17 protein-coding genes are annotated in these 17,470 nt (G+C 46.4%); all 17 read right to left on the bottom strand.

What is annotated here, in order from left to right:
• Window positions 1-156: 156 nt before the first annotated feature.
• On the bottom strand, window positions 157-828 hold the full coding sequence (locus BW42_RS02045) for a YggS family pyridoxal phosphate-dependent enzyme (RefSeq protein ID WP_035406814.1): 672 nt from the start codon (window positions 826-828) through the stop codon (window positions 157-159).
• Complete coding sequence (pgeF, locus tag BW42_RS02040) at window positions 815-1,591, bottom strand: peptidoglycan editing factor PgeF (RefSeq protein ID WP_035406811.1); 777 nt, start codon at window positions 1,589-1,591, stop codon at window positions 815-817. Before pgeF ends, BW42_RS02045 begins: the two co-directional genes overlap by 14 nt.
• 84 nt (window positions 1,592-1,675) lie before the next feature.
• Window positions 1,676-2,830 (bottom strand): cell division protein FtsZ, encoded by a 1,155-nt coding sequence (gene ftsZ / locus BW42_RS02035; protein WP_029342137.1) that lies wholly within the window; start codon window positions 2,828-2,830, stop codon window positions 1,676-1,678.
• A gap of 48 nt (window positions 2,831-2,878) precedes the next feature.
• The gene (ftsA, locus tag BW42_RS02030) at window positions 2,879-4,183 is read right to left on the bottom strand and encodes a cell division protein FtsA (protein WP_035406809.1); all 1,305 of its coding nucleotides are present in this window, start codon (window positions 4,181-4,183) and stop codon (window positions 2,879-2,881) included.
• A 229-nt stretch (window positions 4,184-4,412) separates the two neighbouring features.
• Window positions 4,413-5,192: a cell division protein FtsQ/DivIB gene (locus tag BW42_RS02025; RefSeq protein ID WP_035406806.1), complete on the bottom strand. Its 780-nt coding sequence runs from the start codon at window positions 5,190-5,192 to the stop codon at window positions 4,413-4,415.
• A 60-nt stretch (window positions 5,193-5,252) separates the two neighbouring features.
• The gene (gene murG / locus BW42_RS02020) at window positions 5,253-6,347 is read right to left on the bottom strand and encodes an undecaprenyldiphospho-muramoylpentapeptide beta-N-acetylglucosaminyltransferase (protein ID WP_035406803.1); all 1,095 of its coding nucleotides are present in this window, start codon (window positions 6,345-6,347) and stop codon (window positions 5,253-5,255) included.
• Window positions 6,344-7,690, bottom strand: a complete 1,347-nt coding sequence (murD, locus tag BW42_RS02015; RefSeq protein WP_035406801.1) for a UDP-N-acetylmuramoyl-L-alanine--D-glutamate ligase — start codon at window positions 7,688-7,690, stop codon at window positions 6,344-6,346. The genes murG and murD overlap by 4 nt, the downstream gene beginning before the upstream one ends.
• A gap of 33 nt (window positions 7,691-7,723) precedes the next feature.
• Window positions 7,724-8,686 carry a phospho-N-acetylmuramoyl-pentapeptide-transferase gene (mraY, locus tag BW42_RS02010; protein WP_035406797.1) on the bottom strand — a complete coding sequence of 321 codons (963 nt, stop codon included), beginning with the start codon at window positions 8,684-8,686 and terminating at the stop codon, window positions 7,724-7,726.
• 22 nt (window positions 8,687-8,708) lie between these two features.
• Window positions 8,709-10,028: a UDP-N-acetylmuramoyl-tripeptide--D-alanyl-D-alanine ligase gene (gene murF / locus BW42_RS02005; protein ID WP_035406794.1), complete on the bottom strand. Its 1,320-nt coding sequence runs from the start codon at window positions 10,026-10,028 to the stop codon at window positions 8,709-8,711.
• 108 nt (window positions 10,029-10,136) lie between these two features.
• Window positions 10,137-12,149 carry a penicillin-binding protein gene (locus BW42_RS02000; protein ID WP_231496838.1) on the bottom strand — a complete coding sequence of 671 codons (2,013 nt, stop codon included), beginning with the start codon at window positions 12,147-12,149 and terminating at the stop codon, window positions 10,137-10,139.
• A 122-nt stretch (window positions 12,150-12,271) separates the two neighbouring features.
• Window positions 12,272-12,658 carry a cell division protein FtsL gene (gene ftsL, locus BW42_RS01995; protein ID WP_023468808.1) on the bottom strand — a complete coding sequence of 129 codons (387 nt, stop codon included), beginning with the start codon at window positions 12,656-12,658 and terminating at the stop codon, window positions 12,272-12,274.
• 13 nt (window positions 12,659-12,671) lie between these two features.
• The gene (gene rsmH / locus BW42_RS01990; protein WP_035406788.1) at window positions 12,672-13,610 is read right to left on the bottom strand and encodes a 16S rRNA (cytosine(1402)-N(4))-methyltransferase RsmH; all 939 of its coding nucleotides are present in this window, start codon (window positions 13,608-13,610) and stop codon (window positions 12,672-12,674) included.
• A 161-nt stretch (window positions 13,611-13,771) separates the two neighbouring features.
• Window positions 13,772-15,334, bottom strand: a complete 1,563-nt coding sequence (gene bshC, locus BW42_RS01985; RefSeq protein WP_035406785.1) for a bacillithiol biosynthesis cysteine-adding enzyme BshC — start codon at window positions 15,332-15,334, stop codon at window positions 13,772-13,774.
• 29 nt (window positions 15,335-15,363) lie between these two features.
• Window positions 15,364-15,720 carry a DUF3397 family protein gene (locus tag BW42_RS01980; RefSeq protein WP_035406782.1) on the bottom strand — a complete coding sequence of 119 codons (357 nt, stop codon included), beginning with the start codon at window positions 15,718-15,720 and terminating at the stop codon, window positions 15,364-15,366.
• Complete coding sequence (locus BW42_RS01975; protein WP_035409503.1) at window positions 15,717-16,526, bottom strand: ketopantoate reductase family protein; 810 nt, start codon at window positions 16,524-16,526, stop codon at window positions 15,717-15,719. Before BW42_RS01975 ends, BW42_RS01980 begins: the two co-directional genes overlap by 4 nt.
• 84 nt (window positions 16,527-16,610) lie before the next feature.
• The gene (rpmF, locus tag BW42_RS01970) at window positions 16,611-16,784 is read right to left on the bottom strand and encodes a 50S ribosomal protein L32 (RefSeq protein WP_012370841.1); all 174 of its coding nucleotides are present in this window, start codon (window positions 16,782-16,784) and stop codon (window positions 16,611-16,613) included.
• A 46-nt stretch (window positions 16,785-16,830) separates the two neighbouring features.
• On the bottom strand, window positions 16,831-17,355 hold the full coding sequence (locus BW42_RS01965) for a DUF177 domain-containing protein (protein WP_023468813.1): 525 nt from the start codon (window positions 17,353-17,355) through the stop codon (window positions 16,831-16,833).
• Window positions 17,356-17,470 lie beyond the last annotated feature (115 nt).

The raw sequence follows: 17,470 nt of genomic DNA, 5'->3' as shown, positions 1-17,470 counted from the left end.
TCGTAATACTCTTCGTACTCTTGTTGTGAAGCACCTCTACCTTTATTTATTGTAGCATCATTTTCATATTCGAGTTCATCTAAATCATCGCTGTTGCCGAGAAATAGATTTTGCATTTTTGATTTGAAACCCATATCCATTCTCCCTTCTTCTCGTTTAGGTGTGAACGAGCGTCGTCCCGACTCGGACGAACGTCGCCCCTTCTTCGATGGCAATCTCAAAATCCGATGACATCCCCATGGATAACTCTGTACATGGAGCATACGACAATTTTTTTGCCTTGACCTCTTCTTGCAATGTTTTTAATGACCGGAATACCTCACGTATACGCGTCGTGTCTTCCGTCAACGGTGCCATCGTCATCAGTCCGATGACACGAATCGCGGGATACTGACCGATTTCGTGTAAGAACGACGGTACATCCTCCGGTGCAATACCTTGCTTCGATTCTTCTCCCGAGATATTGACTTGAATGAAACAATCAATGATTCGGTTCGTTCGTTTATTGATCTCTTCTGCCAAATGAAGACGATCGAGCGAATGCAGCACATCAATGGCATCGATGATCTGACGAACTTTACGCGTCTGTAACGTGCCGATGAAGTGCCATGTACAGGCTGTACGTCCAAGTTCTGCTTGTTTTTCGAGCAGTCCATCCGGACGATTTTCTCCAAGATGCGTTACACCGGCCTCTAATAATTCAGAAGCAACTTGACTTGAGACTGATTTCGTCACGCCAATCAACTGTACCTGCTTTTTGGATGAACTCTTTTCACTCGCTTGTTTTATCCGTCGTGTAACCTCTTGTACATTTTCAAGAATTGACATCCAATGACTCCTTTACGATCAAACTCGCGAACCGACCGCCGTGGTCGCCGTGGCGATAAGAGAAGTAATCTTCTGCCTGACAATGTGTACATAGACCTGAGTCAAGGACATCACCCACTCCACAACGCTCAGCAAGCGCAGCATTTGTTTTTTGTAGCGATAACATCGCTTTTCCATCTTCCTTGCGTATGTAAGGAGACTCATCGAGTTCAAGTGCGTCGATCGCATCGATGACGGGTTGATCGACTTCGTAACAACAATCACGAATCGATGGACCAATGACCATCTGAATCGATGAGCGACTCGCACCTGCACGCTCCATTTGTTTGACTGTCTCTTCAACGATATTGCCAACAGTCCCCCGCCATCCAGCGTGCGTATTCGCGATGATTCCTGTCGTCGGATCACAGAAGACAAGCGGAACACAATCAGCGAAGAGCATCATCAGTAAGACATTCGAATCAGTCGTCACCAATCCATCTGTACCCGGAATCGCTGTTTCGTAATCCAGAGCGCCGCGTCCGGAGTCAAGTGTCGTCACCTGTTCAACCTGATTCCCATGGATTTGCTGCGCCCAAATTGAGTTCTCAAGAGATAGATCAAGCTGTCGAGCAATGACTTGTCGGTTCTGGATGACGCCGTCACGATCATCGTTGACATGTAATCCTAAGTTACCGTTTCCATGTGGTGCTGCAAACTTCGTCGTAAAGGCGGCACGTACGGTACCTGTTGGTGTATCCCATTTGATCCATTGTCCAAACATGTTGATGCCTCCTTCGATTTTAAAAAAAGAGGCGCCGCTTTCGCGACACCTCTTGGTTTAGCAGTCGTGTCACTGGAACATCGATCAACGATTATTCCGGCGAAGGAAAGATGGGATGTCCATCGTTTCTTCGACATCTGGCGCTTTAGCTGGTTCAGGATTTGAGCTGACAGGCGTCTCTTCGACTTGTGGTTTAGACTCCTCTGTTGGTGGTGGAGTCGCTTGTTTTTTCTTCAATAGGTTTTTCATCATCTCTTGTGCGGATGGAATTTCGAAGTCGAGTGGTTCGTTTTCGAATTCTGTCGCGATGACTGTGACGATGATTTCATCTTCTAGGTTATCATTGATGACCGAACCGAAGATCAAGTTAACTTCCTCATCTGCTGCACTTTGAACGATCTGTGCGGCTTCCGTTACTTCATACAAGCTGAGGTTCGCACTACCCGTGATGTTCATTAGAACACCTTTCGCGCCTTCGATTGATGTTTCAAGCAATGGACTTGAAATCGCTTTTTTAGCGGCTTCCGTCGCGCGATGTTCACCTGTTGCGACACCTACACCCATCAAAGCAGAACCTTTTTCAGTCATGATCGTCTTCACATCGGCGAAGTCGAGGTTGATTAGACCAGGAACGGCAATCAAGTCCGTGATACCCTGTACACCTTGACGTAAGACGTTATCCGCTTCTTTGAACGCTTCAAGCATCGGTGTGTTCCGATCGACGATTTCAAGCAACTTATCATTCGGGATGACGATCAACGTATCGACTTTTTCTTTGAAGTTCTGGACACCAGAAACAGCATGTTGCATCCGTTTACGTCCTTCGAACATGAATGGCTTTGTCACGACACCGACTGTCAATGCGCCAATTTCTTTTGAAATCTCAGCGATGACTGGAGCAGCTCCTGTTCCAGTTCCGCCACCCATACCGGCTGTGACGAAGACCATGTCAGCTCCTGAAAGGATTTCTGTTAATTGTTCACGGCTCTCTTCTGCCGCTTTTTTACCGATTTCCGGATTTGCACCCGCACCGAGACCACGTGTCAATTTTGCGCCGAGTTGTAATTTCACGTCAGCTTGTGACATGTTCAATGCCTGAGCGTCTGTGTTTACAGCGATGAACTCTACGCCTTGGACACCGTGTTCAATCATTCGGTTGACGGCGTTCGAACCGCCACCGCCTACACCGATGACCTTGATTTTTGCTACTTGGTCCATCATTTCATCAAAATGCAACATAAAAAGGGCCCCCTAATATTTTTTACTCATTGGATTTTTTTGTAGGCATTAACCAAAGAATTTCTCAAAGAAACTACTGAATGACTTTTTCTCTTTTGGAGGCTGTTCACGCGTTGGTCGTTCTTCACGAGCAGGTGATGCCTGTTCGTTCATGAGCAGTGCATCCTGCTCACGTCCGGATGCTACGACTTCTTTCTCTTCTGCCCGGTCGAAACCTGATTTCGATACGGCGCTTCTTGAGAGTACATAACGTAACATACCAGCTGCAACGGCATACTTCGGATGACGAATACCAAGACTAGCAGGCTGATAAACATTGACGCTCTGCTTGAAAATCCGTTTTCCGAGCTGATCGATGCCAGGTAGTGAAGAACTTCCACCACATAAGATCAAGCCGCTATTCATGTGAGCGTATCCCGCTTGCGTCATTCGTTTTTGAATCATCTCGAAGATTTCCTCAAGTCGCGCTTCTAAAACGAATCCGATCTCTGATTGTGGTTCGAAACGATGTTCCCCGTTGATCGTGACGTATGAGACTTTCTCCTCCGGATCACCGAGTGCTTCGAGTGCAACGCCGTATTCTTCTTTAGCGAGTTTCGCATCTTGGTATTTGCAGTTCATCTTGTACGTCAAATCACGTGTCAGATGATCTCCACCGTAAGGCAACGTCGTCGAGTAGACGAGATCGTTCTTTTCATAGATGGAAAGCGTCGTCGTCTCATGTCCGATATCGATGATCCCAACACCGAGTTCTAGTTCATCAATCGATGCTGCGATTCTAGATACCGCTAAACTCTCCAGCACATATCCAGCAAGCTCTAAACCAGCCCGTTCAATGGAACGTTTAATGCTATGTAGGATCGTCTTCGCTCCGATGATGAGCTTCCCTGTTACTTCGAGACGATAACCAATCATTCCTCTTGGATCAGTGATTTCTGTTTGCTGATCAACCGTAAACGTCTTCGGCAAGACATCAACTACACTGAGTTCATTTGGAATTCGCATGACCATCGCAGAATGCAAGACATCTTTCACATCATCATCCGTGATTTCATTGTCCTCACCTTTGATTGACGTCATCCCCTGGCAATCCTTGACTTGAATGTGCTCGCCCGAAATAGCGACATATACTTCACCAATTGGTTCACCAAGTGTACGTTCCACTTCTGTGACCGCTTGTTTAATGGCATGTACCGTTTGATCGATGTCAACGATGACACCTCGTTTAACACCCGCGGATGGTGCAGAACCTTCAGCAAGAACGTTCAGCGTTCCACCAAGTAGTTCACCGACGATGAGCTTCACCTCCGATGTCCCAATGTCGAGTGCGGCAATCGTACCTTTCGTTTCCATGGGAGTGACACCTCCACTTTCATAATACTAATCCTTTTTATTCCTAATTATATTCTAGGAATAGATCAGGCTTATTCTCGTTTAAGTCTACACTATATAAATACTTACGAAAAGAAGTTATTGCCCGTCTTAGCGTCCTAATAGATTACGATTTGATGACGATTCAAATAAAGGTCGACGAATGAAAACACATGTTTGTTTTTTTGTTCGTCAGCCCTTTACGAATCTTCTATTTTTTCCCTTTATATGGTTTGAAATAGATACCACCATCAATTGTAATTGTTCCTGTCTTTCCTTTTGGTAAGGCAGAAATGACCTTTACATATTCATTCAATGAATTGGAAAAGGCAGAAGTACTGAGCAAAACCGTATTCCCATCCGTCATGAACAACTTCAGACCACCTTTGTCAGTCTTATCATTAGCGACGATCTCGGATATCCGGCTCCGTACTTTCGGCTCGATTTTAACAAGCTCCTTCGTCAATCGATTTAGAGATTGATCGGTGAAGCCAGTCAGGATCGGAGCGTCAAACAATTCTTCCTTCGACTTACCGGGAATGATCGTTCCATCCGCAAGGACGATCCGGTCTCCCGGTTTATCTTTCGCATAGGCAATCTCTTTCTCTTCCGTCACCGTCACGCGATATTGGTGCAAAAATTGCTTTTGCATCGTTGCTTCTTGAATACCTGGGACCTTCTCAATCCGTTCAAGAACGTCTTCCTCTGACACATTAAAGGCATGTGTCTCTTTCACCTTGATCCCGGATGCTTGCAAAATATCCTCTGATTTCACATTGACGTTACCATCAACATCAAATCGAGCGACCCGGGAATAGCTTGACTGCAGATAAAAGACGACACCGACCAATAGACCAATCAAAATCAGGACATAAATGAGTCTTCGGTTAGCTTTTTTGCGACGTTGTTCACGGATATAAGGTATCTTATCCTCGAGACTGCGGACGTTCTTGTCCTCTTGCGGTCGTTCGACCGCTCTCCGTTCCCTCACGTCTCATTCCTCCTCTATACGTAACAGTTCATTTCCCTATCGGTCTTTTCCTGCAATAGTTTAGTTTTTTTGTCCTGTTAGTCGTAACAATTCATCAACTAAGTCTCGTGATGCATTCGGCATACCAAGCGCAAGTGCTGCTTCAGACATCTTTTGTTGTTGCGCCAATGCTTTTTCACATGCATCAAATAACCGTTCACCTGTCAGTTCTTGTTCACGAATCAATAGACTCGCACCTGTCTCGACGAGCGATGAGGCATTGACTTCTTGATGGTTTTCCGTCACGTAAGGACTTGGAATGAGGACACTCGGTAACCCAAGCGTCGTCAGTTCTGCTAATGTACTTGCTCCCGAACGCGAAATGACAAGTTGACTTGCTTTTAGGATGTTCGGTAAATCATATACAAATGGACGCAGTTGAATGCGTTCAGGTACTGAGCCAACGCGTGAAACAATCGTATCGTAATGAATCTGACCCGTAACGAAGAGGAGCGACCATCCGGCTTGTTCAACTTTCGGCATCATGTCGACGACTGCTTCATTGATGGCAGGCGCACCACGACTACCACCATAGATGACGACGAGTGGACGCCCTTCCTCGAAACCGAAACGTTGACGCTCTTCCGTTGGGTTGATTTGTAACTCCGCTACTTCAGAAGCGCGTGGGTTTCCGATCAGAACCGTCTTTGTTTCGTTTTTACCGAAGTGATGACCGGATCCTTTGAAGGATAATGCGACACGGTCCACATAACGCGCTAAAAATTTATTGGTGATACCGGGAAGACTGTTTTGTTCATGAACGAGTGTCTTAAAACCCATTTTTGCTGCCGTGTACAGAACAGGTCCACAGACGAACCCACCTGTACCGACGACAATATCCGGTTGGAACTGGCGCAGTAGTCGGCGAACCCGTCGGACACTCTTGACGAACCGGATACCCGTCTTGACGTTCTCGAACGACAGCGAACGACGGATGCCAGAGATCTCAATCGATTCAAATGGAATTCCTGCCCGACGGACGATATCCGCTTCGAGACCGTTTTCTGTTCCGATATAGAGGACCTCACACGGCATGCGTTCTTCGAGCTCTCGGATCATGGCAAGTGCCGGATAGATGTGACCACCTGTACCGCCACCAGAGACGACGATTTTCATACTGTTGTTCCCCCTACTTCATGTACGGCACGAACGAAATGATCGCCGCGCTCTTCATATGTCTTATACTGATCCCAACTTGCGGATGCTGGTGATAAAAGAATGATGTCTCCAGGTTGTGATACTTCAAACGCTACTTTCACGGCTTCATCCATCGTCTTGACGACCGTTGATGAATAGCCGTTTTCAGATGCAAGCGTTCCGAAGCGATGTCCGGTTTCTCCCAGTCCGATGACATGTTTGACGTGCTTCATCGCATCGAGTAGCGGTGTCAAATCCGCTCCACGCTCGAGCCCACCACATAACCAGATGATGTTTGTCGTGAATCCAGATAGGGCTGCTTCTGTCGCGACGTTATTCGTCGCTTTCGAATCGTTATAAACTTTTCGACCAGCAATTTCACCGACGAACTGTGTCCGGTGCTCTACTCCTCCGAATGTCCGTAGCACATGCTGGACATTCGCTAATGGTAAGTCGAATGGTTCGACGAGCGCTAAGGCCGCGAGGACGTTCTCAACATTGTGACCACCACCGAGAGCGAGTTCTTTGACGGGTAGAATACTCGATCCATTGATCGTCAACACATCATTCACTATTTCTGCATAAGCAGATTGACGACGTGAGAATAGGAGCGGCGTCACATTTGCTGTCTTACCGAGCTCGTTGACCGATGCATCATCAGCGTTCAAGATAAGCCGATCCGAAGATGCCATGTTTTTGAAAATCCGAGCTTTTGCTTCTCCGTATGATTCAAAATCACCATGATAATCGAGATGTGCCGGTGATAGATTTAAAAAGGCTGCTGTGTATGGTCGGAACTGATCGATCCCCATCAATTGAAAACTCGATAATTCAATGACGATGATGTCATCTCGTTTCGCCTGACGTGCGATTTCAATTGCCGGGAATCCAATGTTTCCTGCCAAATGCACACGTCGAGACCCTGTTTTCAACAATTCATGAACGAGTGTCGTCGTCGTCGTTTTCCCGTTTGATCCTGTGATAGCAATCCACGTCGCATCTGTTGCGTGATACGCCAGTTCCACCTCTGTCCAAACGGGAATGTTGCGTCTTAATGCTTCTTGTAACAATTCGATCTGATACGGAATCCCTGGATTCTTGACGATCAAATCGATGTCATCGAGTAGTGTAAGCGGATGCCCACCATAAACCGTTTGGACATCGAGTGATGCAAGCACTGCTTGATCACTCTCGGACGGTGTTTTCCCGTCATTCACTGTCACTTCTGCACCTACGCTCGCTAAATAACGAGCGGCTGCGATTCCACTTTTCGCCGTTCCGAGAACGAGCACCTTTTGATCATTCCATTGTCGTTGTTCCATTGTTGAATCGCTCACTTTCTCTCTTCGTTTTTATCACATAAATACGTAGGCGATGAATGCCATCAAACAGCTGATTCCTGCGAATGTACCGACAATCCGCCATTCGCTCCAACCAACCATTTCAAAATGGTGATGAATCGGACTCATTTTAAAGATACGTTTCCCTGTCGTCTTAAATGAGATGACTTGTAGAATGACAGATAGTGTCTCTACAACGAAGACAATGCCGATCAAGACAAGGAGAAGTTCTAGTTTTAGGACAATCGATAGACCTGCTAGTGCGGCACCGAGTGCAAGGGACCCTGTGTCGCCCATGAAGATTTTTGCTGGATGAGCATTGAATAAAAGGAATCCAATTAGGGCACCAACTGCTGAGAAGGCAAAACAAGCAGCACCCACTTCATCCGCGATGAACCAACTGTACAAACCGAAGAAGAGGAATGTCGGAATCGCCGTAAACGATACGAGACCGTCTAACCCGTCTGTCAAGTTGACAGCATTCGAGAATCCGACTAACCAGAACAAGGCAACGAACGGATAGATGATACCAAAATCAAGTTTGAAGTCTGTGAAGGGAATCGACAGATACGTCGCGTCACTCGTAAATCCACCACTCAACCAAACGAATAACAATCCGACGACGATTTGCCCAATCAGTTTTTGCTTCGAATTCAAGCCGAGATTACGCTTCTTGACGACTTTGATGTAGTCATCGATGAAACCAATCGCACCATATGCAAGTGTTAAAAAGAGTAACGATAACTGTGTCGTTGATAAATCACCCATGACGATTGCTCCAAGAACACTGACGATCATCGCGACGAGAATGACGATCCCGCCCATCGTTGGCGTTCCCGATTTGACCTGATGCCATTGAGGTCCTTCTTCCCGAATTTCCTGACCGAACTTCAATCGGTGTAGAAACGGAATTGCCTTTGGCATAACAAGTAGTACAACAAGAAATGCAAGAATAAGACTGATGAATAATGTGATCATAGCAGACACCCTTTTTCAAAAATTAGTTTTCGTTCAGATAGGTCAATATCCGTTCGAGCGCCATCCCACGTGACGCTTTCAATAAAACGATTGTTCGTTCTCCAAGCAGCGAACGCAATTGTTCAGCAGCATCCTCAACAGTTGCCGCAAATTGGATTTGGACGGATGGGTCGCTGATTCCTTCAGCAATCCACGCGCCTTTCTCCCCTACTAGAATAGCATGCGAGACCGGTAACGTAATCCGCTTTCCGACCGAGGCATGTAACAAGCGTTCCTGGTCTCCTAGTTCATACATATCGCCGAGCACGAGAACGCGCGTCGTATACCCTTCTAATGCAGTGATTGTCTCAATCGCTGCATTCATCGATGTCGGACTTGCGTTATAGGCATCGTTGATGACCGCCGTCTCCTCAAAGAGCAGTCGTTCCATCCGCATTGGTGTCAGTTCAACCGCGTCGAATCCTTCTTGGATCCGGGCATCCGTCACGCCAAGCGCGCGCGCTGTCGCAATCGCGTACGCTGCATTTCGGACTTGGTGTTTTCCTAACACAGGCAGATGAAAGGCAGTACCATCGTAAGCAAAGGCTGTTCCGAAAAATGTTGCTTCTGTCGTCTCGATCCGGTACGTATTCCCAATCTGATAACCGATTTTCTCCGCTTCGACTTCTGCTAGAAGTGGTTCATCCCCATCAACGAACAGATGACCTCCTGGTTTAAGACCAGACCGAATCTCAAGCTTTGCTTTGGCGATTCCACTACGTCCACCGACTTGCTCCGCATGGGATTCACCGATGTTCGTGACGAGCGCAATATCTGGTTCAGCAAGATTCGATAAGAATTCGATATCGCCAAAACCGTTCATCCCCATTTCCAGTACGGCGACTTCCGTGTCAGCCGGCATCATGAGAATCGTTAACGGCATCCCGATATCCGAATTGAAGTTCCCTTGTGTCTTATGTGTCTTGAACGTTGTCTTGAGTACACTTTCGACCATGTCTTTCGTCGATGTCTTGCCATTCGATCCAGTGATGGCAACGATTTTTGGCGCAATCCGCATTAAGTATTGTTTAGCGATCTCTTGCAAGGCAACCAGTGGTTCATCGACTTCTAAGAAAACGACATCGATGTCCGGTCGATCAATCCCTCTCTTCCATAAGGTGACGATCGCTCCTTGATTTTTTGCGCCTTCCAGGAAGCGATGACCATCGACGCGTGCTCCTTGAATTGGAACATAGAGACCATCTTCAAGATGTGCGCGTGAATCCGTTGCGAAGTGGCGGACGACCCGGTCGTCTCTGACATCAAGATGCAGCCACTCAGCAATTTGCGTAATTGTTAACATGATATATACCTCCATTCGATGACAGCAAAAGAGGACGAATGCAAAAGTCAACGAATGACTCCTGTTCGTCCTCGTCTTCCTGTAGAAATCAGGAAACTTGCCCCACCGTTATTCTTTAGGTTCAGCTAGTTCGACCGTCAACTTTCCATTTTCCTTCACTAGTGTACCAGTTCGAGCTGATTGTTTGGTTACAAAACCTTTACCGATGACATCGAGCTTCAAGTCATATAAGCTGACGAGCTTTTTGACGTCTCGCTGCGACCACCCCGTCAGATTCGGCATCTTAAATGTGTTCGCTGTCTTCAGCAAGACACGTTCTCCACTGACGAATTCTTGACCACGAGACGGAATCTGCGAAACGACCTCCGCTCCATCCCCAAGGATGATTGGAACAGCTTCTTGTTCTTTCGCCAAATCCGTTGCTTGTCGAGCGCTCTTCTTGATATAGCTCGGTGTAATCTTCGCTTTGACATCCACCGAATCTTTTTGCGTTTCCGGTTGAATGCTCCGGTACTGTAATGCTGTATTCATGACACTTTTGAACACCGGACTCATGATGAGTGGTCCTGAAACCGATGATTCATTTTTTGACGGACGATCGACCGCGATGTACATGATCAATTCCGGATCATCTTTTGGTGCCATGCCAATGAACGAGTGAATGAATTTTCCTTGAATGTATTTTCCGTTCTCAGAAATTTGAGCTGTACCGGTCTTACCGATGACACGGTAGTCTTTCAACTTGTACATTTGACCTGTTCCGATTTTACTGTTGACGACACCGTCCAGTGCATCCCGCGTCGCTTTGGCCGCCTCTGCCGAAATTGGCTTACCGACGACTTCTGTTTTCGCTCGGTACGGTGCTTTATCCGTATGATCAGCTTTTTGGATGATATGCGGTTTGACCATTTCACCGTCACCAGCAATTGCTGTTGCCCCTTGGAGCAATTGCATTGGTGTGACTGCAGTCGATTGTCCCCATGAAGTGATGAGCGCATTCAGCGGTTTTGACAAATCAGACTGACTGTTTACTTCTCCCGAGATGTCTATACCCGTTCGTTGGTCAAAATGAAACTTCTTAAAGTATTCTTTATACCGTTCGATCCCAAGTTTTTCTGCTGTCAACTTCGAGAACATGACGTTCGAGGAGTGATAGACGCCCTCGATCATCGGAATTGTGCCCCAACCAACATCATTGTAATCCTTGATGACCGTTCCTTTGTAATTATAGCTACCCGATTTATACTTCTCGTTCGGACGGAAGACTCCCGCATCAATCGCTGCTGCGAGCGTAAAAATCTTCATCGTTGAACCCGGTTCGAATCGTGAGGATACGGCGAAGTTCGTAAAATCTTTCATGTCACGTAAATTCGGGTTGAACGATGGCCGATCCGCCATGGCAAGGATTTCACCAGTCTTCGCATCCATGACGATACCCGTTGCGTTTTTCGGCTTATACGTGTTGTACATTTTTTGCATCTGTTTCTCAAGCGACTGTTGAATGCGATGATCGATTGTCAAGTACAGATTCGATCCGTCCTTCGGTTCATTCGAGACACGTGAAGAACCTTGGATCAACGGATTACCACTCCGGTCTTTCTCGAAGACGCGTGCACCGTAAGACTCACTCAAGGCATTATCATACTGTTTTTCGATCCCCATTTGTCCCTGTAACGCGACACGACCATTCTCCTCGGTGATCTTTTGGACGAATCCGAGTGTATCGGACAAGAAGATACCGTTCGGATAGTATCGTTTTGGCTCTTCGATCATCCGGATTCCAGGGAGTTTTAACTTGTCGATCTTCTCTTTTTGATCGAGTGTTAAGTCATTTCCCTTTTTTCCGAATTCGATTTGCGAACGTTCTTTGTTCTCAATCAAATAGGTTTCCAGTTCTTTCGTCGTCATTCCAAGTATCGGTGCAAGACCTTCAGCCGTCTTTTTGAAGTCGACGATCGTCTCATCCGGATCCTTGACGCCACCTAGTCGGTAAATACCAATCAGGTGATACGACGGAACATTAATGGCGATTGGAGAACCGAGACGGTCAAAAATTTCACCGCGTTCTGCTCCAAGCGTCTCCTGGGACTCCCATCGCTTTTTCTCAGCATAGGCAATCATATCTTCCCCATGGAATTGTTTAGTTGTCGCTAAGTATAAAAATCTGCCAATAAACACAAAAAAGAGAGTAGCAAATATCACCATGATAAAGGCTACTCTCCAACGGGATTTTTTCAGTGGATTCATTTAGGAATCACCTTGATGTTCCCTTTACGCATATCAAGACCCTGTTCTTTTGCAATCTTATAAATCCGTTCCGGAGAGCTTAAGTTCGTGACCTCTAGTTGTAAACGTTCATTTTCTTTTTTGAGTGACTGTGTGACTTGGTTTTCTTTCGCTAAGTCACGACTGACATTGTACGCCTCGTTGTGCGTACTGATCGTCAAACTCCCAAATAACACAAGACCACCAATCATCGCACTGTATAAGAATTTTTCAAAGGGATACAAGCGATACTTCGGACGGACGGCGACGCGACGTGCGATATCTTCCGTCTTCCGTGGTTCCTGAACAGGTTGTTGACGAACGGGTTGAACCGTTTGGACCGATTTACGAAGTGGTTCTGCCATTGGAATGCTCCTCTCAAGATTCTTTCATTTTTTCAGCGATTCGTAATTTTGCCGATCGAGCGCGACGATTATCATCCAGCTCTTCGACACCAGCTGTAATCGGCTTGCGTGTGACGAGTCGGAGTTCGGGCTCCATCTCGACCGGTATCATCGGCAATCCCGGTGGAAGCTCGGGTAGTGATGATTTTTCTTTGATCGCCTGTTTACACATGCGATCTTCAAGTGAATGGAACGTAATGACACATAAACGTCCACCAACCCGTAATACATCAATTGCTTGGTGTACCGCACGGTCAAAGACGTTCAATTCGTCATTGACGGCAATTCGGATCGCTTGGAACGTCCGTTTCGCAGGGTGACCACCTTTACGTCGTGCTGGTGCTGGAATCGCATCCTTGATCAATTCGACGAGTTCGAACGTCGTCTCAATCGGTTGCTCTTCCCGCGCTTTTTCGATTTTGCGTGCAATTTGTTTTGAGAACTTCTCTTCCCCGTATGTAAAGAAGATACGTACGAGATCATTGTAAGACCATTCATTGACGACTTCGTAGGCAGAAAGTGGAGAAGATTGATCCATGCGCATGTCGAGACGTGCATCGTAATTGTAACTAAATCCCCGTTCCCCTTCGTCTAATTGTGGTGAAGAGACACCAAGATCGAATAAGATGCCGTCTACTTTCTCGACGCCATGTGCTGCTAATTGCTCTTTTAGATAAGCAAAATTACTCTTTATTAAAGTAAAGCGACCTTCATACGCCGCGAGACGTTCTGCTGCATGAGCAAGGGCGACATCATCTTGATCAAATGCGTATAGATGACCTGTCGTCAGTTGTTTGACGATCTCTTCGCTATGTCCTGCTCCACCTAATGTACAATCGACGTAAATACCGTCGGGTTTAATCGCGAGTCCTTCGATTGACTCCCATTTCAATACCGTTTCATGCTCAAACATGTCCTGCCTCACCTTTCACTGTCCTTGAAGGACGTTACTCTTTTTCAATGTATCACATTCTCTCATGAAAACGTTACGAAAATGAGACAGTTTCCTTGATTTATTTAACTTTTGTGTAATTTTCGCTAAAAAATCAAAAAAACCTGCTTGTTTCAGCAGGTTTAAAGGAAAATTTTCAGTTGTTCAGCCGCATTTGCCTCATAAGCGTTCCTTAAGTCCCGAACAAAATCAGGACCATGATGATTCAACCACGGTAAGATGGAGTGAATCCTTTCTTGTGGCGCTCCATCCGGTAGCAAATGATAGGCCGTTTCTTTATACTGTCGCGTCTGTCGATCAAATTGACGTCGATCTTCTGCTAACAAACTAGCAATCGATTGTTCGAGTTGTTTCTTGATTTTCTCACTCTTACTCGAAGTTCGCAGTAGCTGATGTTCGAGCGAAAGAAACTCGGAGACGAAGCTATCTTTCAGCATCGCTGCCGTCTGCACGCGCCCTGTCATCTGCTCTTCCGAATAGACGGGAATCGGAACGCCTGACCGGACGATCTCTTCGAGTGATACGTCGAGTTTCATAAGCCGTTTTTCATCGCTATGACGCACGAGTAATCCGCCCATACGAGGGATTAATAACGGCATCGTCCACTTCAGATGGTGAAACAGTGGGCGTAAGCGCGTCCAGTAAGCTAATTCTCCCGGTCCACCAATGTAGGCAAGCGTCGGGAACAGATAATCCTGCATCAATGGTCGGGTCACGACACTGTTTGAGAATCGTTCCGGACTGGCGTACAGTAACGCGATTAATTCAAGTTCTGTATACTGCTTCCCTTGTTTCGTCTCAAATCCGCTTGCTGTCGGATAAAGCAACTGACGACCGTGATCATCGATGAAAAGATGCGCGGCCTCCTCGTTCAAGAATGTGTCGGGTAATTCTTTCGTCTGTGTTATTCCGTCCGTCAATGCCTGTCTGAATTCCGCATTGTCTTGAATCAATCGTTCAAAAAACGGAATCTCGAGTTCACGGACAGGGTGTGTATCAGCATCAAAGAAGACGATATCGAAATCGATCAATTCGCCGATTAATTGTGAGAAAAACATGCCATACGATGTACATTCTTCAACGAGTTGTTTCAGCCGCGCAACTAATCGTTTCGTGTGGATCGTCTCCGGCATTGCCCGGAACGTTTCTTCAATGATTTCTAGAAGTGCCGGCTGATCAAAAGACAAGCGACTGACCGAGCGGGCAATCGTTTCCGCAGGGGCGACTGCGATTTTTCGCGTTTGAAAATCTGCTGTCGGAACATAAACATGATTGATCTCATCAAAATCGTGATCTTCGGTCGCGAGCCAAAAAATCGGAACGACAGGGCGATCAAGTGTCGCTTCCGCCTGCTGCGCGACCTTAAGACAGGTCAACAGTTTATAGATGGCATATAATGGTCCGCCAAAGATGCCGGTTTGTTGCCCTGTGACCACAGCTTGTGCCTCACCTGTACGAAGTTTCGCGACACGCTCCCGCAATCGCTCCGTCATATTTGGATTTTGGCGTTCGAGTTCGTCCGTTAGCGCCGCAAGATGCGGATAGTGACGCTCTTCAAGTAAGCGGCTTCTCGACGCTAAACCACTCGTTCCGAGGTGATCGACATATGTTAAGAATTCTTCTCGTGAAGCACGATGCATCAGCGAGTTGTCATCATATAAGGCTTCAAATGGTTGTACCTTCAAACAAAATCCCTTCTTTCTTACCTAACTCGTCAGCTGATGAACAGTTGACGTATACCGAGCACGAACAACACGAAATGAACGGGTAACGCTAGCAAGATGATGATCCGCCAACTGTGCCGAATCATTTGTCTTAAATCGACATCAAGTTGCCGAATCCGTTGCCAGAGCGCGTTCAACGCAAACACTACCAACACGACGATGACGATCCATCCTAAGTAATTTGTTCCGGTCAAGGCAATCAATGCGACATGAATGGCATATAGAACAATGAATGTCCCAACGTCGAGTGCGAATCGGACTGCCTTCCCGTGTTTTCGAAACAGAAGTAAAAAGATGAGATACAACGCAAGTAGGCTGAATAAAGGAAAAATGATGAAGACCGTCACTGCGGACCCTCCCTCTGTTTGATCTGTTCATAATAAAAAGATAAACGTGGCGTCGCAGTCGTCGCCTGACGTAACGCGTATCCAAGTATCGGTTCCACTTCTGTTTGGCGTCCTTGCTCAAGATCTCGTAACATCGAAGAACGATTTTTACTCGTGTTCTCCATGATTCGCTCGATTTCGGAATAAGTAATGCTATGATTCGGAAAAATCGTCTGCATTTCGTCAAATAATTGACGTGCTTCTTGTCGATAAGGCATTTCTAACAAGGATCCATTCTCAACACCGTAATATGCCGTCACTGGATTGATGACGACGTTGATGAACAGTTTCGTCAATAAGACCGCTTCCATATCCGACTCGAATTCAAAACGGAGCTGTATTGACGACAAGTTCGAAATTTCTTGATTTCCATATCGAATACGTCCTTGTCCAGTATGCCTGACTTCAAACGGCGCAGTGCGCATGGCTCCATGTTCGACGACACCGAATAAGACTTGCGGCAATTGCTCTTTCCATTTCAAATGATCCATTCCATTTTGCAGGAACATGACGGGACACGTCAGCCGTTTGAGGAATGGAATCACACTTTTTATATCATACGACTTTGTCGCTACAAACACCAAGTCTTCTGACTCGAGTCGATCAATCTTCCGGATTCGTACAAGTCGACTTGCCTGTCCATCGCGAATGATCGAACGTTCCTCTTCTTGTTCTTGTCGAGTATAGAGCGTGACTGCATGCTCTTCCGATAAATAAGAGGCAAGCAATAAACCGATGGCTCCCGCGCCAATGATTCCAACGTTCATCTTCATCATTTCCCCTTTCATGAAAAAAGCGACCCCAAAACCGATTTCTCGATTCGAAGGTCGCTTTTATACCGATCAATCAGCTTACTTGCTGACGATTTCTTTACCTTTGTACGAGCCACATGCTTTACAAACACGGTGTGAAAGTTTCATTTCACCACAGTTTGGGCACTCGACCATACCTGGTACACGGAGTTTGAAATGAGTACGGCGAAGACGTTTGCGTGTTTTCGACGTTCTGCGGAATGGTACTGCCATCGTTGTCCACCTCCTTGAAAAAATACACTCGCCTTTACTTCAGAAATCAGGAATCCTGATCTTTTTTAAAGAACTGAGCGAGACCCGCGAGTCGCGGATCGATTTTTGGTTCGGTTTCCTCTGGATCCTCTTCAGAAAGAATCGTCCAGCCTTCCCCCTCAACCAACTGATTCTCTTCATCATCCCCATGCACTTGCACTGGCACATGAAGTAAAATCAATTCTTGCACGAGCGGTCGAAGATCGACCGTATTCCCGATCGGCACGTTGATGTCATCTGCTTCGTTCGAAACAGCATCAACCTCGAGCAGGAATGGCTCGATGGATTCAATCTCGAATGGATAAGCGACGTCATTTAGCGTCCGGGCATCCGGAAGCGTCATTTCGCCGGTAATCCGGAGATTGAATATTAATTGATTCGATGTAAACGATGCATTTGCACGAACGTGCACAGGTTGCACCGCCCGGATATCCGGATGGAGGGCGACTAGCTCATTGAGCTCGATCGTCTCGTTAACCTGAAGTTGACCCAGATTGCGCAATTTATTCAATTGCATCAGGGACCATTTCATCCGAATCACCTCAATTGCAACAATATGAATTATAGAGAGGACATCTTGTTTTGTCAATGTTTTTTCTTTACACTGAAATCGCTAGAGAACGAACACTTTTGGACGTCTTTATCCA

Origin of the sequence: Exiguobacterium sp. RIT341 (assembly GCF_000632205.1) — a bacterium.
In the GTDB taxonomy this organism is placed as follows: domain Bacteria; phylum Bacillota; class Bacilli; order Exiguobacteriales; family Exiguobacteriaceae; genus Exiguobacterium_A.
This window is presented reverse-complemented; position numbering and strand designations above follow the sequence as displayed.